This window comes from Actinosynnema sp. ALI-1.44 (assembly GCF_001984155.1).
Classification (GTDB): Bacteria; Actinomycetota; Actinomycetes; order Mycobacteriales; family Pseudonocardiaceae; genus Kibdelosporangium.
This window is the reverse complement of record NZ_MTQO01000048.1, coordinates 55,528-79,782: the sequence shown is the minus strand read 5'-3', so window position 1 is coordinate 79,782 and position 24,255 is coordinate 55,528. Positions and strand designations below refer to the sequence as shown.

General features: G+C 68.3%; 23 protein-coding genes. 19 read left to right on the top strand and 4 right to left on the bottom strand.

Annotated features, from left to right (window positions below; translation table 11 throughout):
• Positions 1 to 206 precede the first annotated feature (206 nt).
• Together ALI144C_RS27885 and ALI144C_RS27880 are read right to left on the bottom strand one after the other, a co-directional pair.
• Positions 207 to 2,000 (bottom strand): AMP-dependent synthetase/ligase, encoded by a 1,794-nt coding sequence (locus ALI144C_RS27885; RefSeq protein ID WP_076990163.1) that lies wholly within the window; start codon positions 1,998 to 2,000, stop codon positions 207 to 209.
• Between the two features lie 205 nt (positions 2,001 to 2,205).
• Positions 2,206 to 3,204, bottom strand: a complete 999-nt coding sequence (locus ALI144C_RS27880; RefSeq protein WP_076990162.1) for an asparaginase — start codon at positions 3,202 to 3,204, stop codon at positions 2,206 to 2,208.
• A gap of 41 nt (positions 3,205 to 3,245) precedes the next feature.
• Between ALI144C_RS27880 and ALI144C_RS27875 the strand changes: the two genes are divergently transcribed.
• From ALI144C_RS27875 to ALI144C_RS27850, 6 genes are all read left to right on the top strand, one after another.
• Entirely contained in the window at positions 3,246 to 4,466 is a 1,221-nt protein-coding gene (locus tag ALI144C_RS27875; RefSeq protein WP_076990161.1) for an SGNH/GDSL hydrolase family protein, read from the top strand.
• Between the two features lie 10 nt (positions 4,467 to 4,476).
• The gene (locus ALI144C_RS27870) at positions 4,477 to 5,214 is read left to right on the top strand and encodes an SDR family oxidoreductase (RefSeq protein ID WP_076990160.1); all 738 of its coding nucleotides are present in this window, start codon (positions 4,477 to 4,479) and stop codon (positions 5,212 to 5,214) included.
• A 69-nt stretch (positions 5,215 to 5,283) separates the two neighbouring features.
• Complete coding sequence (locus ALI144C_RS27865; RefSeq protein WP_076990159.1) at positions 5,284 to 5,970, top strand: ABC transporter ATP-binding protein; 687 nt, start codon at positions 5,284 to 5,286, stop codon at positions 5,968 to 5,970.
• Positions 5,967 to 6,617: an ABC transporter permease gene (locus ALI144C_RS27860; RefSeq protein WP_076990158.1), complete on the top strand. Its 651-nt coding sequence runs from the start codon at positions 5,967 to 5,969 to the stop codon at positions 6,615 to 6,617. The genes ALI144C_RS27865 and ALI144C_RS27860 overlap by 4 nt, the downstream gene beginning before the upstream one ends.
• 11 nt (positions 6,618 to 6,628) lie before the next feature.
• A complete protein-coding gene (locus ALI144C_RS27855) occupies positions 6,629 to 7,738 on the top strand; it encodes a sensor histidine kinase (protein WP_076990157.1) in 1,110 nt (369 codons plus the stop codon).
• Positions 7,735 to 8,373: a response regulator transcription factor gene (locus ALI144C_RS27850; RefSeq protein WP_076990156.1), complete on the top strand. Its 639-nt coding sequence runs from the start codon at positions 7,735 to 7,737 to the stop codon at positions 8,371 to 8,373. The genes ALI144C_RS27855 and ALI144C_RS27850 overlap by 4 nt, the downstream gene beginning before the upstream one ends.
• On the opposite strand, the gene ALI144C_RS27845 is transcribed toward ALI144C_RS27850, so the two are convergent.
• Positions 8,347 to 9,084, bottom strand: a complete 738-nt coding sequence (locus ALI144C_RS27845; RefSeq protein ID WP_076990155.1) for a FadR/GntR family transcriptional regulator — start codon at positions 9,082 to 9,084, stop codon at positions 8,347 to 8,349. The two genes, ALI144C_RS27850 and ALI144C_RS27845, sit on opposite strands and share 27 nt — an antisense overlap.
• Before the next feature lie 99 nt (positions 9,085 to 9,183).
• Between ALI144C_RS27845 and ALI144C_RS27840 the strand changes: the two genes are divergently transcribed.
• From ALI144C_RS27840 to ALI144C_RS27805, 8 genes are read left to right on the top strand one after another with little or no spacing between them, the layout of a single operon-like run.
• The gene (locus tag ALI144C_RS27840; protein ID WP_076990154.1) at positions 9,184 to 10,668 is read left to right on the top strand and encodes an ABC transporter substrate-binding protein; all 1,485 of its coding nucleotides are present in this window, start codon (positions 9,184 to 9,186) and stop codon (positions 10,666 to 10,668) included.
• Positions 10,665 to 11,609: an ABC transporter permease gene (locus ALI144C_RS27835; protein ID WP_076990153.1), complete on the top strand. Its 945-nt coding sequence runs from the start codon at positions 10,665 to 10,667 to the stop codon at positions 11,607 to 11,609. The genes ALI144C_RS27840 and ALI144C_RS27835 overlap by 4 nt, the downstream gene beginning before the upstream one ends.
• Positions 11,609 to 12,439, top strand: coding sequence for an ABC transporter permease (locus tag ALI144C_RS27830; protein ID WP_076990152.1), 831 nt, complete (start codon positions 11,609 to 11,611; stop codon positions 12,437 to 12,439). The genes ALI144C_RS27835 and ALI144C_RS27830 overlap by 1 nt, the downstream gene beginning before the upstream one ends.
• A complete protein-coding gene (locus ALI144C_RS27825) occupies positions 12,436 to 13,233 on the top strand; it encodes an ABC transporter ATP-binding protein (RefSeq protein WP_076990151.1) in 798 nt (265 codons plus the stop codon). The genes ALI144C_RS27830 and ALI144C_RS27825 overlap by 4 nt, the downstream gene beginning before the upstream one ends.
• Positions 13,226 to 13,996, top strand: a complete 771-nt coding sequence (locus tag ALI144C_RS27820; RefSeq protein WP_076990150.1) for an ATP-binding cassette domain-containing protein — start codon at positions 13,226 to 13,228, stop codon at positions 13,994 to 13,996. The genes ALI144C_RS27825 and ALI144C_RS27820 overlap by 8 nt, the downstream gene beginning before the upstream one ends.
• Positions 13,997 to 13,998: 2 nt before the next feature.
• Positions 13,999 to 15,444, top strand: coding sequence for an aldehyde dehydrogenase family protein (locus ALI144C_RS27815; RefSeq protein WP_076990149.1), 1,446 nt, complete (start codon positions 13,999 to 14,001; stop codon positions 15,442 to 15,444).
• Positions 15,441 to 16,208: an SDR family NAD(P)-dependent oxidoreductase gene (locus ALI144C_RS27810; protein ID WP_076990148.1), complete on the top strand. Its 768-nt coding sequence runs from the start codon at positions 15,441 to 15,443 to the stop codon at positions 16,206 to 16,208. The genes ALI144C_RS27815 and ALI144C_RS27810 overlap by 4 nt, the downstream gene beginning before the upstream one ends.
• A gap of 10 nt (positions 16,209 to 16,218) precedes the next feature.
• On the top strand, positions 16,219 to 17,595 hold the full coding sequence (locus ALI144C_RS27805) for an amidase (protein WP_076990147.1): 1,377 nt from the start codon (positions 16,219 to 16,221) through the stop codon (positions 17,593 to 17,595).
• On the opposite strand, the gene ALI144C_RS27800 is transcribed toward ALI144C_RS27805, so the two are convergent.
• Positions 17,540 to 18,142 carry a DUF998 domain-containing protein gene (locus tag ALI144C_RS27800; RefSeq protein WP_168211365.1) on the bottom strand — a complete coding sequence of 201 codons (603 nt, stop codon included), beginning with the start codon at positions 18,140 to 18,142 and terminating at the stop codon, positions 17,540 to 17,542. The genes ALI144C_RS27805 and ALI144C_RS27800 overlap by 56 nt on opposite strands.
• A 127-nt stretch (positions 18,143 to 18,269) precedes the next feature.
• Here ALI144C_RS27800 and ALI144C_RS27795 point away from each other — a divergent pair, with 127 nt between their 5' ends.
• From ALI144C_RS27795 to ALI144C_RS27775, 5 genes are all read left to right on the top strand, one after another.
• Positions 18,270 to 19,457 carry a sensor histidine kinase gene (locus ALI144C_RS27795; protein ID WP_076990145.1) on the top strand — a complete coding sequence of 396 codons (1,188 nt, stop codon included), beginning with the start codon at positions 18,270 to 18,272 and terminating at the stop codon, positions 19,455 to 19,457.
• The gene (locus ALI144C_RS27790) at positions 19,436 to 20,113 is read left to right on the top strand and encodes a response regulator (protein WP_202819074.1); all 678 of its coding nucleotides are present in this window, start codon (positions 19,436 to 19,438) and stop codon (positions 20,111 to 20,113) included. The genes ALI144C_RS27795 and ALI144C_RS27790 overlap by 22 nt, the downstream gene beginning before the upstream one ends.
• A gap of 10 nt (positions 20,114 to 20,123) precedes the next feature.
• The gene (locus ALI144C_RS27785) at positions 20,124 to 20,909 is read left to right on the top strand and encodes a TIGR03084 family metal-binding protein (RefSeq protein ID WP_076990144.1); all 786 of its coding nucleotides are present in this window, start codon (positions 20,124 to 20,126) and stop codon (positions 20,907 to 20,909) included.
• 75 nt (positions 20,910 to 20,984) lie between these two features.
• The gene (locus tag ALI144C_RS27780; protein ID WP_076990143.1) at positions 20,985 to 22,661 is read left to right on the top strand and encodes an acyclic terpene utilization AtuA family protein; all 1,677 of its coding nucleotides are present in this window, start codon (positions 20,985 to 20,987) and stop codon (positions 22,659 to 22,661) included.
• Entirely contained in the window at positions 22,658 to 24,253 is a 1,596-nt protein-coding gene (locus tag ALI144C_RS27775) for an acyl-CoA carboxylase subunit beta (RefSeq protein ID WP_076990142.1), read from the top strand. The genes ALI144C_RS27780 and ALI144C_RS27775 overlap by 4 nt, the downstream gene beginning before the upstream one ends.
• Positions 24,254 to 24,255: the final 2 nt, after the last annotated feature.

The window sequence follows — 24,255 nt, the reverse complement described above, 5'->3', positions numbered from 1 at the left end:
CACGGTGTCGCCGGCATTTTCCGGCCAATCGCTTCGGCTCCTCTGGAATGTACTGCCTCGAATGGCGCCGACGAATACGCCGAGTGCAGTAACACCGGGTCCCGTCAATGATTGTCGGTCAGCGAGGGTTGATCGTTATCAATTGATCCGCTGTCCCGGCGACAAAACGAGTTGCCGCCGGGGCAGTGCTGTCACCATTCGTAGCCTTATGAGTACAAGGCATCAACATCGGTCTTGAAGTCCGTCATGATGACCGACCGCTTCAGCTTCAGCGACGGTGTCAGGTGGCCGGTCTCCGGGCTGAACTCGGTCGTCAGTATCCGGAACTTGCGGACGGATTCGGCCTTGGAGACCGCCTGGTTGCCCTCGTCCACCGCGCGCTGGATCTCGGCGTTGAGGTCGGCGTCGTCGAGCAGGTCCGCCACGGTCGCCGACTCCGGCTTGCCCGTCGTGGACTTCCAGTACGTGAAGTAGTCCGGCTCGATGGTGATCAGGGCCGCGATGTAGCTCTTGCCGTCGCCGACCACCATGGCCTGCCCGACCAGCGGGTGCGCCGCGATCCGGTCCTCGATCACCGCCGGTGCGACGTTCTTGCCGCCGCTGGTGACCAGGATCTCCTTCTTGCGCCCGGTGATCTTCAGGAAGCCGTCGTCGTCCAGTTGGCCGAGGTCGCCGGTGGCGAACCAGCCGTCGTCGTCCAGCGCGGCCTTGGTGGCTTCCTCGTTCTGCCAGTAGCCGGGGAAGACCTGGCCGCCCTTGATCTGGATCTCGCCGTCGTCGGCGATCCGCACGGCGGTGTTGGGCAGCGGGTGACCGACCGTGCCCGGCTTGAACTTGTCCGGCGAGTTCACGGTGGCCGCGGCACACGTCTCCGTCAGGCCGTACCCCTCGAACACCACCAGGCCGACGCCGCGGAAGAAGTGCGTCAGCCGCAGGCCCAGCGCCGCGCCGCCGGAGATCGCGTACTTCGCGTTGCCGCCGAGCGCGGCGCGCAGCTTCGAGTAGACGAGCTTGTCGAACAGGGCGTGTTTGATCTTCAGCCCGAACCCGGCCTTGCCGTTGGCCTCGCTGTACGCGATCGCGACGGCCGCGGCGGCGTCGAAGATCTTGCCCTTGCCGCCGGCGTGGGCCTTCTGCCGCGCGCCGTTGTAGACCTTCTCCAGCACGTACGGCACCGACAGGATGAACGTCGGCTTGAACGTGGCCAGGTCCTCGGTGACCTTCTTGATGTCCGCGGTGTGCCCGAGCCGGGTCCGCGCCATGATCGTGCCGACCTCCACCATCCGGCCGAAGACGTGCGCGAGCGGCAGGAACAGCAGTGTCGACGTGTCACCCGGGCTGACGCCCTTGAACACCGGCGCCAGCATCTCCACGACGTTTCCGCCCTCGGAGTGGAAGTTGGCGTGGGTGAGCACGCAGCCCTTCGGGCGGCCGGTGGTGCCGGAGGTGTAGATCAGCGTGGCGACGTCCGAGGCCTTGACGGCCTTGCGACGTGCGTCGACCGCTTCGTCGGTCTCGTTCGCGCCTGCCGCGACGACCTCGTCGACAGCGCCCTTCTCGATGTTCCACACCTGCTTGAGCGCGGGGGTGCCGGCGCGGACGCTCTCCACCTTGGCCAGCAGCGCGTCGTTCTCGGCGACCACCGCGACCGCGCCGGAGTCGGACAGGATCCACTGGATCTGCTCGTCCGACGACGTCACGTAGATCGGCACGGGCACGCCGCCCGCCGCCCAGATGGCGAAGTCGAACAGGGTCCACTCGTACCGCGTGGCGGCCAGGATCGCGACCCGGTCACCGGCGCCGATCCCGGAGCCGATCAGGCCCTTGGCGACGGCGAGCACCTCGTCCTTGAACTGGGCTGCGGTCACGTCATGCCAGGTCCCGCCCACATTGCGGCTGATGGTGACGGTGTTGGGCGCCTCCGCCGCGTTGGTGTAGACGAGGTCGGCCAGTCCGCCGCCGTAGGGCTCAACCAAGGGGGCGACTGCGATCTCGCGCATACCTCACTCCTCCGACCTGCTACTACACGGTAACCAGGGTGACATAGTGCCTTCCCGTAAGGGGATCGGCCAGACCTCGCAGCCGAATCGGTACTTTCCGGGCATCTCGTCACCCAGGCCTACCGAACGGTAACCTACCGTGAGTATGGGTAAACGTTTCCTGCGTCACACCGAAATGCGCCCGCGGAATTCGCTGAGAATTCTTTCAGCTCACGGTGATCTCACCGGAGTCGTGGAAGATGTGCGCGATCTCGGCACGGCTCGCCCCCGACGAGACAAGAACGTGCAACAGAACGCGGGCTTTGAAGGGGTCGAGGAAACCGGCGTTGATGAGCCCCCTTGACAGCAGGTCCTGCTCGGATCCCGGATATCCGTAGGTGCGCGTGAGCACCGGACCGGAACTGGTCCGAGATGCGAGCACGACCGGCTTCGCCTCGGCCAGTTCGGCCAAAAGCGGCACCAGCCGGGACGGCACGTGCCCGCCGCCGAATCCGGCGATCACCAGGCCGTCGGTGTGCTCGGCGAACGGGCGCAGCCAGTCGCCGTCGTCGCCGAGCGCCGCGTGCACCATGCCGATCGACGTGTCCGGCAGGCGCGGGTCGCGCGGCAACGGCTCGTACGGTCGCGGCCGGGAAAGGAGAACCAGTTCCTGTTCGACGACGCGGCCGATCGGCGCGGCGTTCGGGGACGTGAACGCTCCCGTGCTGGTGCTGTGCGACTTACGCACGTAGCGCGCCGCGTGCACCTCGTCGGACATCACGACCACGGTGCCGAGCCCGCGAGCCTGCGGATCGGCCGCGACGACCATGGCCGCCAGCAGGTTCGCCGGACCGTCCGGACCGGCCTGCTGCGGGTGGCGCATCGCGCCGGTCATCACGATCGGGACGTCCCCGCCGATCGTCCGGTCGAGGAAGTAGGACGACTCCTCGATCGTGTCCGTGCCCTGCGTCACCACGATCCCGGTCGCGCCCGCGGCGATCTCGGCCTCGATCTTCGTGGCCAGCGCCGCCAGGTCGACGAACCCGATGTCCGGACTGGGCAACTGCCTGAAGTCGTGCGTGACAAGCTCGATGTCCAGTTCGGGCAAGGTCGCGAGCAGGTCGGCGGCGTCCAGCTTCGGCACCACCGCGCCGGAGGCGCTCGCCGAGGTCATCGCGATCGTCCCGCCGAGGGTCAGCATCGACAGCTTGGGTTTGTCGGTCACGGCGGGGACTTTATGTCGTACCCCCGTGGTTGCATCGATTCATGAGACGGAAAACGCTTCTCACGCTGGTGACAGTGTTCGGCCTTGCGGCGTCCCCCGCGGTCGCGTCCGCCAGTCAGCCTGGGGGCTGGGAAGGCACGTGGACGGCCTCGGTGCAGAAACCCGGCGACGGCTTCGCGCCGAACTGGTCGGTCAAGGGGTTCGCCGACCAGACCGTCCGCCAGGTCGTCCGGGTCAGCCAGGGCGGCCCAGCGATCCGCATCCAGCTCAGCAACAAGTACGGCAGCACCCCGTTATCCGTCACCGGTGCGACGGTCGGTCGCACGGGTCCGGGCGCCGCGGTGGATTCACTGCGGCCGTTGAGCTTCAACCACCGCGACAGCGCCGTCATCAAGCCGGGCGGTCAGCTCGCCAGCGACCTGGTGTTCCTGCCGGTGCGGCCGTTGGAGGAGCTGTCGGTCACGCTGTACTTCGCCAAGCCGACCGGCCCGGTGTCGTACCACTTCGCGGCGACGTCCACCACGTACCGGGCGTCCGGCGACCACCGCGCCGACCGGGATGGCAAGGCCTTCACCGAAACCACGTCGTCGTGGTACGTGCTGTCGGGCGTTCAGGTGGTGGACCCCAACCCGCGCCGTGACGTCGTCGTGGCGTTCGGTGACTCGATCACCGACGGCGTCGGCGCGGCGGAGAACTCCAACGACCGCTACCCGGATGAGCTCGCCGAGCGGGTCCGTGGCCGGTTCGGTGTGCTCAACCAGGGCATCGGCGGCAACCAGGTGCTGTTCGACACGGACCTCGCCGGTGAAGCCGGGACCAAGCGGCTCAAGGCCGACGTGCTCGACCAGCCGCGCGTGCGGACGGTGATCGTCCTCGAGGGCATCAACGACATCGGCTTCTCCGAGATCTCGTTCCCCGGCGTCCCGCCAAGGCCCCGCGTGACCGCGGCGCAGCTGATCGCGGGCCACAAGGAGCTCGTCCGCCAGGCGCACGCGAAGGGCGTGCGGGCGGTCGGCGCGACGCTGACGCCGTTCAAGGGCGCCGGGTACTACACCGAGTACGGCGAAAAGGTCCGCGACGAGGTGAACACGTGGATCCGGACATCCGGCGTCTACGACGCGGTCGTGGACTTCGACAAGGTGACGGCGGACCCGAACGACGCGGACTCGATCAACCCGGCGTACGACTCCGGCGACAAGCTGCACCCCAACGGTGCTGGTTACAAGGCGATGGCTGCCGCGATCGATCTGGGGAGCTTGTAATACTGCCCGCATGACTCAGGTTGCTGTGATCACCGGTGCCGGTTCGGGAATCGGCCGGGCTGTTGCCATCGACCTGCTTGACGCCGGGTACACGGTCGTCCTGGCAGGCAGGCGCGAGGACAAGCTGGAGGAGACCGCTTCCCTCGGCAACGGCCCGGCGCTGACCGTCCCCACCGACGTGGCCGACCCGGACTCCGTCCGAGCGTTGTTCGGGCAGGTCCGGGATCGGTACGGCCGCGTCGACGTGCTGTTCAACAACGCGGGCCTGAACATCACCGGGTCCGTGGCCGACCTGTCGGTCGAGGACTGGCGGCACGTGATCGACGTCAACCTGACCGGCTCGTTCCTGTGCGCGCAGGAGGCGTTCAAGCTCATGCGCGACCAGGAGCCGCAGGGCGGCAGGATCATCAACAACGGTTCGATCTCCGCGCACAGCCCGCGACCGAGCACCCCCGCGTACGCCGCGTCGAAGCACGCGATCACCGGGCTGACCAAGTCGATCTCGCTGGACGGCAGGCCGTACCGGATCGCGTGTGGACAGATCGACATCGGCAACGCCACGACCGAGATGTCCCACATCTTCACCAGCGGCGTCCCGCAGGCCAACGGGACCATCGCGCCGGAGCCGACTTTCGACGTGCGGCACGCGGCCGCCGCCGTGCGCCAGATGGCGGGCCTGCCGTTGGACACCAACGTCCAGTTCATGACGATCATGGCGACGAACATGCCGTTCGTAGGCAGGGGATGACGGTCGTCATGGGTCAAGTCGCGACGCGCGACACTTAAAACCGACCGGCGGTGTTCCTAGCGTTGAAGCATGGAAACACGCTTCGACCAGGTGAGCTACCGATACGGTTCGGTACCCGCGCTCACCGGGGTCAGCTTCACTGTCCCCAGCGGACAGACGGTGGCCTTGCTCGGCGCCAACGGCGCGGGCAAGTCCACCGCGGTGGACCTCCTGCTCGGCCTGAAACGGCCCCGCAGCGGGTCGGTCACCGTGCTCGGCGGGCCCCCGCACGACGCCGTGGCCGCGGGCAGGGTCGGCGCGTTGCTGCAGACCGGCGGGCTGCCAACGGATTCGACCGTGCACGAGATCGTCGCTCTCGCGTGCGCCCTCTACGGCAAACGCCGGACCACCGCGGAAGTCCTTGACCTGGCGGGTCTCAAGGAAGTCAGGCGCCGCAAGGTCGACGCGTTGTCCGGCGGGCAGAAGCAACGCGTCCGGTTCGCCGTCGCGATGGCGGGAGAGCCCGAGCTGCTGTTCCTCGACGAGCCGACGGTCGCCCTGGATTTCAAGGCGCGCAGGCAGTTCTGGCGCTCGGTCAAGGCGTTGGGCAACACGGTCGTGTTCGCCACGCACTACCTCGACGAGGCCGACGAGTACGCCGACCGCGTGATCGTGATCGACAAGGGCCAGGTCATCGCCGACGGCTCACCCGCGCAGGTCAAGGGGGACAAGAGCCTGGAGCACGCACTGGTCGCGCTGACCGAGGGGGCGGAATGATCGCGTACGCGAAATTCGAAGTGCTGCGCACCCTGCACAACGTCCGGTACCTGGTGTTCGTCGTGGTGATGCCAGTGGTGTTCGAGGTGATCTGGATGAAGCAGGGCCCCGGGGTCACCGCGGCGATGGCCGTCTACGCGGCGACCGGCGCGGGGCTGTTGGGCAGTGGCAACACCATCGCGGAAGACCGGGCGACGGGTTGGCTCCGCCAGTTGCGCGTGACACCGTTGTCGGATCGCGCGTGGCTGCTCGGCAAGATCGTGCAGGGGCTGCTGACGGTGATCCCCGGCGTGCTGGCGGTCGTCCTGGTCGGCACCTTCGCCATGAACTTCGAACGCTGGCCGTTGCTGGTCGCGGTGGCCGTGGTCGGTTCGTTGCCGTTCGTCCTCATCGGGGTGTTCGCCGGAACCCTGTTCCGCGGCAAGACAGCCGTCCTCGCGCTGTCGGTGCTGTTCTTCGCGCTGATGTTCGTCGGTGGCGTGATCGGCGGGGAGACGATCTGGTCGTACGCGCCGACCTACAGCCTGATGTCGCTGGGGCAGCACGTGCTGGCGAGTCAGCCGATCGAGGCGGGACCGTTGCTCAACCTGGGTGCTTGGACCGTGCTCGCGGCCGCGGCGGTGTTGCTGCGGTGGCGCCGCGCGTGACAATAGTCGGCGTGGACGTGACGGACGACCAGGTCCGGGTGTGGTGGAACCGGCGCAAGTGGACGCGCTACATCGCCATGTACGTGGCGATCATCGCGTCCGCGGTGTTCTACTTCCGTGGCGGGCCTCCGGTCTGGGAGGCCGTTGTCGTCATGGCGGCCGCGCTTGTGCTGACGGTGCTGGGCATGCGGACCACGTTCGAAACGCCGATCCTGCTGCTGCGCAGGTTGCCGTTCTGGCCGTCCTACGTGCTGCTGCTCGTGCTGTGCGTGGGGTTGCCCGTGTTCGCGGGGATGGAGTGGACGTCCAGTTCCGTCTGGGCCAGTGCCGCCACCGGCTGGATCGGCGGTCGGTGGATGTTCGCGCGGCTGGCGGCGATCGGTGCCGTCCTCGCGGGCATCGCCACGATCCAGGGCATGGAGTGGGTGCTGATCGCCTGGCTGGTGCTGGTCGGGTTGATGGTCGGCTTCTTCAGCAGCCAGGCCCGCCAGCAGTTCGAGTTGTTCACCGAGCTACGGGACAGCCGCAGGGAACGGGCGCGGCTCGCGGTCGCCGAGGAGCGCGACCGGATCGCCCGTGACCTGCACGACCTGGTCGGGCACAGCCTGTCGGTGATCGCGGTGAAGACCGAACTGGCCCGCCGCCTGGTCTCGATCGACACCGCCAAGGCCGAGCAGGAACTCGCGGACATCGACACGGTTGTCCGCCGTGCGCTGGCCGAAGTGCGCCAGGCGGTCACCAACTACCGCCAGCCGACACTGGCCGGCGAGCTGGCGTCGGCCCGGCGTGCGGCGGCTTCGGCGGGCATCGACTGCCGTGTCGAATCGCCCGACTCGTGGTCACTGCCCACACCGGTGGACGGCGCACTGGCCTGGACCGTGCGGGAAGGCGTGACCAACGTGCTGCGGCACAGCCAGGCGAAGCGCTGCACGATCACACTGTCCGTCGAGGACTCCTGTGCCGTGGTCGAGATCGTCGACGACGGCGTCGGTCCCGGCGACGACAGCCGGGGCAACGGCCTCGTCGGGCTGGCCGAGCGGGCGCAGGCGCTTGGCGGCATCATGGATTCAGGTCCGCGCGAGGACAATGGCTTCTACATCCGAGTACGGGTACCCGCATGATCACGTTGTTGCTGGCAGAGGACCAGACCATGTTCCGCGGCGCGATGGCCGCGCTGCTCGACCTCGAACCGGATCTCGAAGTGGTCGTGCAACTCGGCCGGGGTGACGAGGTCGTCGGCGCGGCCGAGGCGTTCAAACCCGACGTGGCGTTGCTGGACATCGAGATGCCGGGGATCGACGGCCTGGAGGCGGCACGGCTGTTGCGCGAGCGCGTGCCCGCGACCCGGGTGATGATCCTGACGACGTTCGGCCGCCCCGGCTACCTGCACGCGGCGGTCTCGGCAGGCGTCGCCGGATTCCTGATCAAGGACGCGCCGGTGACCGAGCTCGCGGTGGCGATCCGGAAAGTCGCGGCCGGGCACCAGGTGGTCGACCCGGGACTGGCGCTCGCGGCGCTCAGCGAAGGCGCGAGCCCGTTGACACCACGGGAAACCGAGATCCTCGCGGCATCACGCGGCCACGGCACGATCGCGGAGATGGCTCGCGGCCTGCACCTCTCGCCGGGAACAGTGCGCAACCACCTGTCGTCGGCGATCCAGAAGCTCGGCGCGCGCACCCGCGCCGAAGCGGTCGACACAGCCGAGGCCAAAGGCTGGCTCCCCAAACACTCACGAGGTGACCAGGGTGGCGAGTAGGTTCCGGTCGGTTTGGGGGAGGAAGGTTCCGTAGTAGTCGTAGAGCGCTTGGCGGGCCAGTCGCGCGGCCAGCGCACCGTCGCGGTCGCGGATCGCTTGGAGGACATCGGAGTGGTGTTCCAGGTAGGCGCTCATCAACGCCTGCTGGTCGGCCGCGTTGGCGAGGCTGTCGGCGATCGAGTCGAGCACGACACCCCGGACGACGTTGCTGCACACCACGATCAGCGTGTTCTGCGTCGCGCGGGCGACAGCGTCGTGGAAGGCCACGTCGGCGTCGCTGAACGCCGCGTGCCCCTTCGCGTCCGCCATGTCTCGCAACGCCGTTTCCATCTCGCCGAGCTGGGTTTCGGTTCGTAACCGCGCGGCGAGCTGGTACGCGGAGCCTTCCATCAGCATCCGGAACTGCAGCAGTTCGGCCAAGGACATGGATTCCGCGCGCACCAGCCGGGACATCGACTTGCGCAGCGTCTTCGGCGACGCGGGCAGCACCTCGGGGCCACGCGGATCGCCCGCGCGGGACTGGATCATGCCGTTGCTCTGCAACACCCGCAGCGCCTCACGCACGGTCGACCGGCTGACTCCGAACTGGGTCATCAGGTCCCGCTCACTGGGCAGCCGGGCGCCAGGCCTGAGCCTGCCCGCGAACACGGCCTCCTCGATCTGCTCGACCACTCGTTCGTACGCCCTGACCGGGCTGACCGGCTCGAACATCGGGACCGCCCCTCTTGACCGACCCCTCTTGACCGACTCGGCAGCGGAGTGCAAGTCTACTGGTCAGACCAGCGTACTAGGTAGGTGAAGCCAGTGCGGATGTTCGGCGCGACGCTCGTTCTGGCGCTGCTGGCTGCCATGACGGCGTGTTCGGCCGGGTCTTCCGTGTCGGTCCCGCCGGACCCGGACGCGATCTCGATCGGGTTCACCGCCGAACCCGCGAACCTCGACTTCACCAGGACCGACGGTGCCGCGATCCCGCAGGCGTTGCTGTACAACGTCTACGAAGGCCTGGTGAAACTCGACGCGGACGGGAAGATCGTGCCGCTGCTCGCTCGTGAGTGGACAGTCAGCGAGGACCGCAGGACGTACGACTTCCGGCTGCACGACGGCGTCACGTTCGGCAACGGTCAGCCGTTCACCGCGGCGGACGTGAAGTTCTCGATCGACCGGGTGAAGACGGAATGGACGATCTCGCTGAAGTCCAAGATGGACGTGGTCGAGCGGGTGGACGTGGTCGGTCCGGCGCACGCCAGGGTCGTGCTGAAACGGCCGAGCAACAACTGGCTGTTCGACATGACGACCCGGATCGGCGCGATGTTCAGCCCGTCCGGTGTCGCGGACCTGGCCACCACCCCGGTCGGGACGGGGCCGTACGCCTTCGCGACCCGCAAGCGCGGCGACTCGATCGTGCTGCGGGCCAACCCGTCCTACTGGGGGCGGAAACCCACGTACACCACGGTGTACCTGAAGTACTACAAGGATCCGACCGCGCTGAACAACGCACTGCTCAGCAACGGGATCGACGTGATCTCCGCGATCACCACCCCGGACTCGATCGGCCAGTTCGAGACCGACACCCGGTTCACCGTGCTGCAGGGCACCACGAACTCCGAGGTCACGCTGTCGTTCAACAACGCCAAAGCGCCACTGGACGACAAGCGAGTCCGGCAGGCCCTGATGTACGCGATCGACCGCGAAGCCGTGATGGCGACGGTCGCTGCCAACCGGGGCACGCTGATCGGCAGCATGGTCCCGCCGACCGACCCCTGGTACGAGGACCTGACAGGGCTCTATCCGCATGACCCGGCGCGTGCGAAAGCATTACTCGCCGAGGCGGGCAAGCAGAACCTCTGGCTCCGGCTGCGTGTGGCCAACTTGCCGTACGCGGTGTCCTCAGCGCAGGTCGTGGCGTCGCAGCTGGCCGATGTCGGCGTGAGCGTCAGCATCGAGCCGTTGGACTTCCCCGCGGTCTGGCTCAAGCAGGTCTTCACCGACCACGACTTCGACATGTCGATCATCCAGCACGTCGAGGCCCGCGACATCGTCACGTTCGGCAACCCCAAGTACTACTGGGGCTACGACAACCCGAAGGTGAAGTCCCTGTTGGCCGGTGCCGACACCGGCACACCGGAACAACAGGTCACGGCGATGCGCGAGGTCGCGCGGACGATCGCCGAAGACGCGGCCGCCGACTGGCTGTTCCTGTTCCCCAACGTCGTCGCGGCCAAGAAGAAAGTCACCGGGTTGTCCGACAACCTGGTCAGCGAGTCGTTCGACCTGACCGGACTGGGGCGCCGATGATCCTCGCCCTAATGCGCCGAACCGGCATCTTCGTCGTCAGCGTCGCCGCCGCGTCCGTCGCTGTGTTCCTGTTCATGGCGGTCCTGCCCGGCGACCCGGCACAGGTCGCGCTCGGGATCAACGCCACGCCCGAGCTGGTCGCCAGGACCAGGGCCGAGTTCGGCACGGACCGTCCACTCGCGACCCAGTACTTCGACTGGATCGGCGGGGTGCTGACCGGGGACTTCGGCCGGTCCTACGTCACGCGTGACCTGATCGGGCCGCAGCTGGCCGACCGGCTCGGCGTGACGTTGTGGCTGGTCGGCGCGGCGATGGTGATCGCGTTGCTGATCGCTGTGCCGCTGGGGTCGTTCGCGGCCGTGCGGCACCGCAAGCTCAGCGGCACAGTCATCTCGGGTGTGTCCCAACTGGGCGTGGCCGTGCCCGCGTTCCTCGCCGGGATCCTGCTGGTGCAGGTGTTCGCGGTGCAGTGGCGGTTGCTGCCGTCCGGCGGGTGGACGCCGCCGGACCAGGACTTCGGCGAGTTCCTGCGTGGCCTGATCCTGCCCGCGCTGGCGTTGGGGCTGGTGCAAGGCGCCGTGCTGACGAGGTACGTCCGGTCCGCTGTGCTGGACACGTTGCGCGAGGACTACCTGCGCACGGCACGAGCCAAAGGCCTCAGGCCCGGCCAGGCGTTGGTGCGGCACGGATTGCGCAACGCCGCTGTCCCCGTGGTGACTGTGCTGGGGTTGCAGCTCACGACACTGCTGATCGGCGCGGTCGTGGTCGAGCGGGTGTTCGTGTTGCCAGGGCTGGGAAGCATGTTGCTGGACTCGGTGGCGGCGCGTGACCTGCTGACCGTCCAGGGCATCGTGCTGGTGCTCGTGATCGCCGCCCTGCTGGTGAACTTCCTGGTTGACCTGCTGTACACGGCCATCGACCCACGGCTGCGGAGGTCGTGATGACGACTGCTGTCAAACGCCGCACGCCCACGCTGACCGCAGGCGCGGTCCTCGTCGGTCTGGTGGTCCTGGTCGCACTGGTGTCGTTCATCTGGACTCCGCACGACCCGACCCGGGTCGACGCGGCGGTCCGGCTGCTCGGGCCGACCGGCGACTTCCTGTTCGGCACGGACAAGTTCGGCCGTGACTTGGTCAGCCAGATCATGGTCGGTGCGCGGACAACGCTGTACGTCGGTGTTGTCGCGGTCGGTGTGGCCGCGCTGATCGGTACGCCCCTGGGCATCCTCGCCGCGATGAGTCCACGCTGGCTCGGCGAGTTCATCATGCGTGTCAACGACTTGGTGCTCGCGTTCCCCGCGTTGCTGCTGGCGATCATGTTCGGCGCGGTGTTCGGAGCCAGCACGTGGACCGCGATGGTGGCGATCGGCATCGCGACCGTGCCGTCGTTCGCCCGGATCGCCAGATCCGGGACAATGCAGGTGATGAGCACCGAGTACGTGCTCGCGGCACGCGCGGCCGGACGATCCAGGCTCGTGATCGCCCGCAGGCACGTCCTGCCGAACATCGCCGGATTGCTGATCGTGCAGAGTTCCGTGTCGTTCGCGATCGCGGTCCTCGCCGAGGCGGCCTTGTCGTTCCTGGGGTTCGGCACACGCCCACCGACACCGTCGTGGGGCCGGATGTTGCAGGAATCTCAAGAGCTCCTTGCTGTACAGCCACGCCTGGCGATCGTGCCCGGCATCGCGATCGCCGTCGCCGTCCTGGGGTTCAACCTGCTCGGCGACGGACTGCGCGACCGGCTCGACCCACGGTTGGCAGGCCGCCGATGACTGTGCTGGCTGTGCGCGGCCTGAGCGTCTCGGTGGGGGACACCGAGCTGGTCAAGGACGTGTCGCTGGAGATCGGTGCGGGTGAACGGGTCGGGCTGATCGGCGAGTCCGGCTCGGGCAAGTCGCTCACCGCGTCGGCCGTGATGGGCCTGTTGCCCGAGGAACTCGACGTCTCCGGTTCGGTGGAACTCGACGGCAGACAACTGCTCGGCATGCCGGAACGGGAGCTGTCCCGGTTGCGCGGCCGTGCGATGAGCATGGTGTTCCAGGAGCCGATGACCGCGCTGAACCCGTCCATGCAGGTGGGCAAGCAGGTCGCGGAAGTCATGCGGCTGCACCGGACCAACCAGGACCCGCGTGCGGCGGCCGTCGACCTGCTCGACCGGGTTCGCCTGCCGGATCCGCGACGGGCCGCGAAAGCCTATCCCCATCAGCTTTCCGGTGGTCAACGGCAACGCGTGATGCTGGCGATGGCGTTGGCGAACAACCCGTCGCTGCTGATCTGCGACGAACCGACGACGGCATTGGACGTGACGGTCCAGGCGCAGATCCTGGACCTGATCCTGGCGAACACACAGGGGTCCGCGTTGCTGTTCATCACACACGACCTGGCCGTGGTCGCGACCGTGTGCGAACGGGTGCTCGTGATGTACGACGGGCAGATCGTGGAATCCGGCCTGGTGCTTGACGTCTTCACCGCGCCGCAACACCGCTACACCCAGCAGTTGCTGGCATCCTCGGATCTGGAGTCCACCGACGAGAACGGCCGACTGAAGACGGTGTCCCATGATTGAGGTCCGTGACCTGCGCCGGACCTATCGGGGACGGCTCGGCCGCCCGGCGGTGGACGCGTTGCGCGGGGTGTCGTTCGACGTCGCCGCCGGTCAGCGCTTCGGCATCGTCGGCGAGTCCGGCTCCGGAAAGTCCACCTTGGTCCGGTTGCTCGCCGCGCTGGACACCCCGACCGGCGGGACGATCTCCTTCCGCGGCACCAGGATCGACGGGGTGCCGGAGCGGAGGCTGAAGTTCCTGCGTGACGAGCTGCAGATCGTGTTCCAGGACCCGATGGGCTCGCTCGATCCGCGGATGCGCGTCCGCGACATCATCTGCGAGCCGTTGAAACGGCGCGATGACGAACGCCTCGCCGAACTGCTGGACGCGGTCGGGCTGCCGCTGGACGCGGCCTCCCGCTACCCGCACCAGTTCTCCGGCGGGCAACGGCAGCGGATCTCGATCGCCCGTGCCCTCGCCCCGGACCCGAAGGTGCTGATCGCCGACGAACCGGTCAGCGCGCTGGACGTGTCCGTCCGCGCGCAGATCCTGAACCTGCTGGCGGACTTGGTGGAACGCTACGAGCTCACCCTGGTGTTCGTCTCGCACGACCTGTCCGTGGTACGGCACGTGTGCGACACGGTCGCGGTGATGCGACGCGGTGAGATCGTCGAACTCGGGGACGTCGAGCAGGTCTACCAGCAGCCGTTGCACGAGTACACGCGTGAACTGATCGCCGCCGCACCGACTCTCCGCGCCGCACTCGCCCGGTTCCAGGAAGGATGAGCATGTTCCAGCCGCCGTATCCACCTGGGCTGCCGATCGGTCCCGACTGGGTGGCCACGCCCAGCACGACCCCGGTGCGCTTCCCGTACGACGCCTCAGAGGTCGCTCAAGCACCTGTCGGAACCGTGGAACTCGCACGCCGGGCCATCGACGAGGCCGTCGCTGTCAAGAAGGCCGCCGCAACGCTGTCATCCCGTGCGCGCAGGCAGATCCTGACCACGGCAGCGGACGCGATCACCGCGCGGCGGGAGGAGTTCGAGGAGCTCCTGGTCGCGGAAACCGGGAAACCACTCGTGGACTGCCGGGTGGAGGTCGCGCGCACGATCGTGACCCTGCAGGCTTCCGCCGAGGAAGTCGCCCGGTTGCACGGCGAAACCGTGCCGCTGGACCTGCTGCCCTCCGGCGACGGCATGATCGGGTACTGGACCCGCCGCCCGATCGGCGTGGTCGTGGGGATCGCGGGCTTCAACTACCCGCTCCTGCTGGCGTCGCACAAGATCGCGCCCGCTGTCGCGGCCGGGTGCCCGGTCGTGTGCAAGCCCGCTCCGGCGACACCGCTCGCGACGTTGTGGCTGGTTGACGTGTTCCGCAAGGCAGCGGTCGACGCGGGCGCGCCCGCCGCGCTGGTCCAGTTGGTCACCGGGGACGTCGAGGTCGGCTCGGCGCTGGTGACGGATCGGCGGATCGGCGCGGTGTCGTTCACCGGTTCGTCCGCGGTCGGCCACCAGATCGCCCGCGACGCGGCGCCGACCAAGACCTTGCTTGAGCTCGGCTCCAACGCGGCCATGGTGGTCGCGGCCGACGCGGACCTGGACGCGGCTGTCGATGCCGCGCTGCGCGGCGGTTTCTACGCCTCCGGCCAGGCCTGCATCTCGGTCCAGCGGCTGGTCGTGCAGGAGTCCGTCGCGGCGGAGTTCGCCGCGAAACTGGCTGACCGGCTGGGCGAGGTCGTGACCGGCGATCCGCGTGACGAGAAGACCAGGGTGTCGGCGTTGATCGACGCCCGGTCCACCCGGCGCGTCCTGGACTGGGTCGACGCGGCCGTGTCCGCCGGTGCCCGCGTGGTCAGCGGTGGTGGCGTGGACGGCGGCGTGATCCGGCCGACCGTGCTCGCCGACGTCCCGTCCGGTGTCTCCTGTTGGGACGACGAGATCTTCGGGCCGGTCGTCTGCCTGCGTCAAGTGTCCACTGTGGAAGAGGCGTTCGAGGTGGTGAACGACTCCCGTTACGGGTTGAACGCCTCGGTGTTCACGCGTTCGCTCGCCACCGCGCACCAGGCGATCGAGGAACTGGAGGTCGGTGCGGTCGTGGTGAACGAAGTGCCCGGGTTCCGGTCGGACACGATGCCGTACGGCGGCGTGAAGGACTCAGGGAGCGGCAGGGAAGGCCCGAGGTTCGCCATCGAGGAGCTGACCGTGACCAGGATGGCGGTGATCCGGCCGTCATGACCGACTACACCAAGCTGTTCGGACTGGACGGTCGCAACGCCGTCGTGATCGGCGCGGGCAGCGGGATCGGCCGTGTGTCCGCGTTGGCCCTCGCCGCGCACGGCGCCACCGTGACCTGTGCTGACTTGAACATCGCGGCCGCGCGGGAAACAGCGGCGATGATCGACTCTGATGCCTACGAGCTCGACGTCCTCGACTCGGAAGCCGTCACCGAAGCCGCGACCGCACTGGGCGAGGTCGACGTGCTGGTGCTGACCGCGGCGATGAACGTCCGCAAGCGCTTGCTCGACTACAGCAAGGCGGAGTTCGAGCGCGTGGTGGCGCTGAACCTCGGCGCGACCTTCGACGTGGTGCGGGCGTTCGGGGCGCACATGGTCGAACGCGGCCGGGGCAGCATCATCGGGTTCTCGTCGATCAGAGCGACCACGGTCGAGCCGGGCCAAGGCGTCTACGCGGCCACCAAAGCCGGTCTGGTGCAGCTGTTGCGCACCGCCGCCGCGGAGTTCGGCCCGTCCGGTGTCCGCGTCAACGCGATCGCGCCCGGTGTCGTGGAAACCCCGCTGACCGCCCAGATCAAGTCCGACCCCGGCTGGTACCGGGCGTACGCCGACAAGGGCGCGCTCGGCCGCTGGGCCCAGCCGTCGGAGATGGCCGGTGCCGTGGTGTACCTGGCTTCGGACGCGGCCAGTTTCGTGACCGGTGCCGTGATCGCGGTCGACGGCGGCTGGACCGCTGTCGACGGCCGCTTCAACCCGCCTGCGTGAAAGGACTGACATGACTGAACTGGCAGATCTGACCGCGGTCGAACTGCTCGCCGAGTACCGCTCGGGGTTGTCACCGGTCGAGGTCGCCGAATCGGTCCTCGCCAGGATCGCGGCCAACGAACCCACGCTGAAGGCGTTCTACACGCACGACCCGGAGGCGGTGCTCGCCGCGGCACGGGAATCCGAGCAGCGCTGGCAGGCAGGAAGTCCACAAGGGACGCTGGACGGCGTCCCGGTCACGATCAAGGAGAACATCGCGACCGAGGGAACCCCGGTCCCGTTGGGCACCGCGGCGACGGAACTGGTGCCCGCGCCCGTGGACGCTCCGGCGGCAGCGCGCGTGCGGGAAGCCGGTGCGATCCTGCTCGGCAAGACCACGATGCCGGACTACGGCATGCTCACGTCCGGCCTGTCCAGCTTCCACGAAGCCTCCCGCAACCCCTGGGACACCGCACGGACACCGGGCGGGTCGAGCGCGGGAGCGGGCGCTGCCGGAGCGGCCGGGTACGGGCCGCTGCACCTGGGGACGGACATCGGCGGCTCGATCCGGTTGCCTGCCGCGTTCTGCGGGCTGGTCGGGTTGAAGCCGAGTTTCGGCCGTGTGCCGGTGGATCCGCCGTACATCGGCCGCGTCGTCGGGCCGATGACCAGGACAGTCGCCGACGCGGCGCTGCTGATGAGCGTGGTGTCCCAGCCGGACTCCCGTGACTTCACGAGCTTGCCACCGAACGACATCGACTGGCAGTCCCTCGACTTCGAGCCGAAGGGCGTGCGTGTCGGCTTGCACCTGACAGCGGGCGTCGGGCTGGACGTCGAACCGGACATCGCCACGGCGGTCACCGAGGCGGCCAGGCTGTTCGAGGGCGTCGGTGTCACTGTCGAGTCGATCGACCCCTTCGTCACCAGGGAGATGCTCGACGGGCTCGACCTGTTCTGGCGGACCAGGCTGTGGGCGGATCTGATGGCGTTGCCCGCCGACCGGTTCGAGCGTGTGCTGCCGTACATCTCGCAGTGGGCGCGGACAGGCGGTGATTCATCCGGTGTGGACGTTTATCGCGGCTTCTCGCAGATCGACAAGATGACCGTGGCCGCCTTGCGGGCGACCGAGCCGTACGACTTCGTCCTGTCGCCGACGACGCCGGTGTCCGCCTTTCCCGCCGAGTGGGCCTCGCCGGTCAACGACCCGGCCAAGCCGTTCGAGCACATCGGATTCACCGTCCCGTTCAACATGTCCGGGCAGCCGTCGGTGTCGGTCAACTGCGGGTACACGGGTGAAGATCAGCCGATCGGCCTGCAGATCACCGGCCGCCGGTTCGACGACCTCGGCGTGCTCAGGATGGCTGCTCTGTTCGAAACACTGCGGCCGGAACAGCGATCAGCCTTCTGATCAGCACCGCGATGATGCCGATGTCGACACCGAGCACGAACCGTTCGACCAGGCCGCTGTAGCCACGCCACCCCGGCACGACGAAGGTCAACACGAAGACCACGAGCGCCACGAAGCTCGCGATGCAGGACGGCCTGAGCAGCGGCCATTGGCGGGACAGCAGCAGACCGGCCAGCGGCAACGTGATCAGGCCTGCCAGCGCGGCGTGCCGGTGGATGGCGCCGTGCCAGGTCAGGGCCTGGTCGGCCGGTTCCTGCGGGAAGATGGCCAGCACCGCCAGACCGATGCCCCACACCAGGATCAGCCAGTACGCGGACCGCGGGCCGCCCACCGACCACAGCGCGCCCGCGGCGGCCAACGACGCGAACCCGATGGCCAGCATCGCGACACCGGCGAGCCGGGCGCCTTGACCTGTGTGAACGTACTCGCTGAAGGTCTGGTGGACGGTGCCCGCACAGACGATTTCCAGGTATATCGCCACGCTGATGCCGACGACCATCCAGAGCAACGCGGATCCGGTCATCAGCCGGGTCATTCGCTCGTTCATGGTGCCGAGCGTGCCGGTGAACACGGTGTGAGGCGTCCCGCCATGGCGGTGTCTTGTCATACCTCCATGGAGCTACGGGAATTTCCCTGATATCCGGGTCGGTGACGTGTTGGCTAGCGTCAGGGTCATGAGGATCGTCGCCGCCGTGCTGACCGGCCAGGACCGGGACATGGGTCCGCCGCTGGGCTGGTGGCGCGGGCCCGCGTGGTTCGGCTGGGCGCTGCTGGTCGCGGTCCTGTGCGCCTGGTCGTACCCCATGTGGCTCGCGTGGATCCAGGCAGGCGACTTCACGACCGGGTCCATCGTGGTGCTGGTGGAGGTCGTCGCCGTGGTGTCGGTGCGCCACCGGCCGTTGACCGCGGTCCGGGTTGTCGCCGCCGCGACTGTCCTCGCGGCGCTCATCGTCACGCCGATCAACCGGTCGATCGGACTGGTGCACTCGTGGCCCCTCGACGCTTACCTGCTCCCGGCCGGCATCGTGGTCAGCTTGGCGATCGCGCGCGCCCGCGGCCAGCACATGGGCGGGATCGCCGTCGTGGCGGCGGTGACCATGGCCATCGCCACCGCCGTGGTGGCGAGCCGCGGTTATGGACTCGACACGATGACCGGGCCGCTCGTCGGGTTGGTGGTCTCGATCACCGCCGGGTACGCGCTGAGCGACTCCCGCAAGGCGAGACAGGAGACGGAAGAGGAACGGCAGAAGCGGTCGAACCTGGAGCAGCGGGCCAGGATCGCGCGGGAGTTGCACGACGTGATCGGCCACCACCTGTCGATGATCGCGGTGCGCACCGACAGCGCGCAGTACCGGATTTCCGGCGTGACACCGGCGATCCAGGAGGAACTGACCGCCCTCGGCACGGCCGCAAGGGAAGGGTTGACCGAAGCGCGCAGGCTGATCGGCGTGCTCAGGGAGGACGGAGCCGAAGCCGAGCACTTCCCGCAGCCGACCGCGGACGACATCACCGACCTCGTGCGATCCGCTGTCGACTCGGGCGCTTCCGTCGAGATGAAGATCGACGAGCCGCTGCCCGCTGTTCCCGCTGTCGTCGGGCTCGCGGCGTACCGGATCGTGCAGGAGTCGTTGAGCAACGCCATGCGGCACAGCCCGGGTGCGCCGATCACGGTGCGCATCGGGGCGTCCGGCAAGGACATCGAGCTGTCTGTCGACAATGGACCGTCGGGCGCGGCGGCTGCCCATGGCGGTGGTACCGGTATCGCCGGGATCAAGGAGCGGGTCGGCATGATCGGCGGCGAGTGCACGGCAGGCCGCCGTGCGGACGGGGGATTTCGGGTATGGGCGAGACTGCCCGGTTGATCAAGGTCTTCGTGGTGGACGACCAGGTGATGGTCCGGGAGAGCTTCGCGGCTGTGCTCGGCGCGCAACCGGACATCACCGTCGTCGGTACAGCGGGAGACGGCGCCGAGGCGCTCGCCGCGATCCCGGTCGCGGCACCGGACGTGGTGCTGATGGACATCCGAATGCCCACAATGGACGGCCTGGAGGCGACCCGGCGGCTGCTCGCGCGATCGGCACCGTACCGGGTGGTCGTGCTGACCACGTTCCACCTGGACGAATACGTCTACGACGCGTTGCGGGCGGGCGCGAGCGGGTTCCTGCTGAAGGACGCGCCATCGGCGGACCTGATCAACGCCGTCCGCGTGGTGGCCGCCGGTGACGCGCTGCTCGCGCCCGCCGTGACCCGCCGCCTGATCGCGGACCTGGTCAAAGCGGCGCCCCGCAAGCAGATCCGGCCGAACCAGCTGGCCAGGCTGACCGACCGCGAGGCCGAGGTGCTGATGCTGATCGCCCGTGGCCTGTCCAACGCGGAGATCGCCGGAGAATTCGTGCTCTCCGAGCAGACGGTGAAGACGCACGTCGGCCGTATCCTGGGGAAACTCGGTCTGCGTGATCGCGCGCAAGCGATCGTGCTCGCCTACGAGTCCGGTTTGGTCCAACCGGGACAGGGTTAGAGTGCCTCCCATGTCCGAACTTCGTGCGGTGCTTGACGACCTGCTCGCCGAGGGCGAGTCCCTCGATGACCTGGTGGCCGGTTTGCCCAGCGAGGCGTGGGCGACGATGACCCCGGCCGAAGGCTGGCGCATCGCCCACCAGATCGCCCACCTGGCCTGGACCGACGACGCCAGTGTCCTGGCGGCGACCGACGCGGCGGCGTTCCAGGAAGTGGTGACCGAGGCGTGGAAGAACCCGACCGGGTTCGTGGACGAAGGCGCCGAGGAGCTGTCGAAAACGCCGCCCGCACAACTGCTCGAACGCTGGCGCACCGGCCGGACGGCGTTGGCGTCGGCGCTGCAAGCCGTGCCCGCCGGGACGAAACTGCCGTGGTTCGGGCCGCCGATGAGCCCGATGTCGATGGCCACCGCCCGCATCATGGAAACCTGGGCTCACGGACTGGACGTCGCCGACGCACTGGGCGTCGAGCGTGAGCCGACCATGCGGCTGCGGCACGTAGCGCACATTTCCGTGCGTACCAGGGACTTCGCCTACAGCGTGCACAGTCTCACACCACCGGCCGAGCCGTTCCGCGTCGAGCTGACCGCGCCCGACGGCTCGACCTGGACCTGGGGCCCCGAGGACGCGGCCCAGAAGGTCACCGGTCCGGCGCTGGACCTGTGCCTCGTCGCCACCCAACGCCGTCACCGCGCGGACACGGCACTGGTCGCGACCGGCCAGGACGCCGACAAATGGCTGGACATCGCCCAGGCCTTCGCTGGTCTGCCCGGCGGTGGCCGCCAACCCTCGCAATGACCGTGACCAGGCATCGAGGCGGAGAATAAAACAAGCACGCTTGCTTGTTTTAGGTGCGGCTGGCATGCTGGCGGCATGTCGGCGATCAGGATCGGCAACGCCTCCGGGTTCTACGGTGACCGGTTCAGCGCGGTGCGCGAGATGCTCACCGGTGGGCCGCTCGACGTGCTCACCGGCGACTACCTGGCCGAGCTGACCATGCTCATCCTCGGCCGCGACCGGATGAAGGACCCGAAACTCGGGTACGCCAAGACGTTCCTGCGGCAACTGGAGGACGGCCTCGGCCTCGCGCTCGACCGCGGCGTGCGGATCGTCGCGAACGCGGGCGGCCTGAACCCGTCGGGCCTCGCCGACGCCATCAGGGAACTGGCATCGAGACTCGGGCTCGCGGTCAAGGTCGCCCACGTCGAAGGCGACGACCTGATCGGCCGCGCCGCCGAGCTCGGCCTCGGCCAACCCTTGACAGCCAACGCATATCTCGGCGCGTTCGGCATCGCGGAATGCCTGAAGGCCGGTGCCGACGTCGTGGTGACCGGACGCGTGACGGACGCGTCGGTCATCGTGGGCCCGGCCATCGCCCGGTTCGGCTGGCGACCGACGGACTACGACCAACTCGCCGGTGCCGTCGCGGCCGGGCACGTGATCGAGTGCGGCGCCCAGGCCACGGGCGGCAACTACTCGTTCTTCCAAGAACACGACATCCGCCACCCGGGCTTCCCGATCGCGGAGATCGAGGCCGACGGCAGCAGCGTGATCACCAAGCACGACGGCACAGGCGGTGCCGTGACCGTCGGAACCGTGACGGCCCAACTGCTCTACGAGATCTCCGGCGCGCGGTACGCGGGACCGGACGTGACAGCCCGCTTCGACACCGTCGAACTGTCCCAGGAGGACACCGACAGGGTCCGGATCAGCGGTGTCCGCGGCGAGCCGCCACCACCGTCGTTGAAGGTCTCGCTGAACACCCTCGGCGGCTTCCGCAACGAGACCGTGTTCGTGCTGACCGGCCTGGACATCGAGGCCAAGGCGGAGCTGGTCGAACAGCAGCTCGTGTTCGCCAAGCCACCGGCCGAGATCAAGTGGACGCTCGCCCGCACCGACCGGCCGGACGCCGTCAGCGAGGAAGAAGCGAGTGCGTTGCTGCGGTGCGTGGTCAAGGACCCCGACCCGAAGGTGGTCGGTCGCGCGTTCTCCAGTGCGGCCATCGAGATCGCCCTGGCCAGCTACCCCGGCTTCCACGTCACCGCACCGCCCGGCGACGCCTCGCCGTTCGGCCTGTTCAAGCCCGGTTTCGTGGACGCGAAACTGGTCGAACACGTCGCGGTCGTCGACGGGCAGCGGATCGCCATCCCGCCCGCGGCGGAAACCCTGGAGCTGGCCACCGCCGACGAGCCTCCGCTGCCGGAACCGTTGGCTGGGCCGGTGAAACGCGTACCGCTCGGTCTGGTCGCCGGTGCGCGCAGCGGGGACAAGGGCGGTGACGCGAACGTCGGCGTATGGGTCCGTACGGACGAAGCCTGGCGGTGGCTGGTGCACGCGCTGACGGTCGACGAGTTCCGCGGGCTGCTGCCGGAAACGGCGTCGTTGCCCGTGACCAGGCACGTGTTCGGGAACCTGAAAGCGGTGAACTTCGTGGTCACAGGCATCCTCGGCGACGGTGTCGCCTCGCAGGCCAGGTTCGATCCGCAGGCCAAGGCGCTGGGCGAATGGCTGCGATCGCGGCACATGGACATCCCGGAGGTACTCCTGTGACGACGTTGAAGTCCACACTGGACACCACGTCGGACGAGTACGCGGCCAACCGCGACTCGATGCTCGGCAAACTCGCCGACCTGGACGTCGAACACGCCAAGGCGATCGCGGGCGGCGGTCCGAAGTACGTCGACCGGCACCGCCAACGCGGCAAGCTGCTGGCCAGGGAACGCATCGAGCTGCTGATCGACCAGGACTCGCCGTTCCTCGAACTGTCCACACTCGCCGCGTACGGCAGCAACTACGCCGTCGGCGGCAGCGTCGTGACCGGGATCGGCGTGGTCGAGGGCGTCGAGTGCATGATCATGGCGAACGACCCCACCGTGAAGGGCGGGTCGAGCAACCCGTGGACGGCCCGCAAGGTCGGCCGCGCGATGGACATCGCGGTGGAGAACCGGCTGCCGATGATCAACCTCGGCGAGTCGGGCGGCGCGGACCTGCCGTCGCAGAAGGAGATCTTCATCCCCGGCGGCCGGATGTTCCGCGACCTGACCAGGATGTCGGCGGCGGGGATCCCCACGATCGCGCTGGTGTTCGGCAACGCGACGGCCGGTGGCGCGTACGTGCCGGGCATGTCCGACCACGTGGTGATGGTCAAAGGGCAGTCCAAGGTGTTCCTCGGCGGACCGCCGCTGGTGAAGATGGCGACCGGTGAGGAATCGGACGACGAGTCGCTGGGCGGTGCGGAGATGCACGCCCGCACGTCCGGCCTCGCGGACTACTTCGCGGCGGACGAGCAGGACGCGATCCGGATCGGGCGGCGGATCGTGGCCAGGCTGAACTGGCGGAAGAAGGGCGTCCGGCCCGTGCCTTTCGTGCCGCCTCGCTACGACGAGGAAGAACTGCTCGGCATCGTGCCGGGTGACCTCAAGATCCCGTTCGACCCGCGCGAAGTGATCGCCCGCGTGGTCGACGGCTCGGACTTCGACGAGTTCAAACCGTTGTACGGCGGCAGCCTGGCAACCGGTTGGGCGTCGCTGCACGGCTACCCGGTCGGCATCCTCGCCAACACGCGCGGCGTGCTGTTCAGCGAGGAGTCGCAGAAGGCGGCGCAGTTCATCCAGCTGGCGAACCAGTCGGACACGCCGTTGATCTTCCTGCACAACACCACCGGCTACATGGTGGGCAAGGAATACGAGCAGGGCGGGATCATCAAGCACGGCTCAATGATGATCAACGCGGTGTCGAACTCGAAGGTGCCGCACATCTCGATCCTGATGGGCGCCTCGTACGGCGCCGGGCACTACGGGATGTGCGGGCGCGCGTACGACCCGAGGTTCCTCTTCGCCTGGCCCAGCGCGAAGTCGGCGGTGATGGGCCCGCAGCAGCTGGCGGGCGTGCTGTCCATTGTGGCCAGAGCGGCGGCGCAGTCGCGCGGCCAGGAGTACAGCGAGGAGAACGACGCGGCCATGCGCGCGATGGTGGAGGCGCAGATCGAGGCCGAGTCCCTGCCGATGTTCCTGTCCGGCATGCTGTACGACGACGGCGTGATCGACCCGCGCGACACCAGAACGATCCTCGGGCTGTGCCTGTCCGTCATCCACACAACGCCAGTCGCCGGTGCGGACGGCTTCGGCGTCTTCCGGATGTGAGA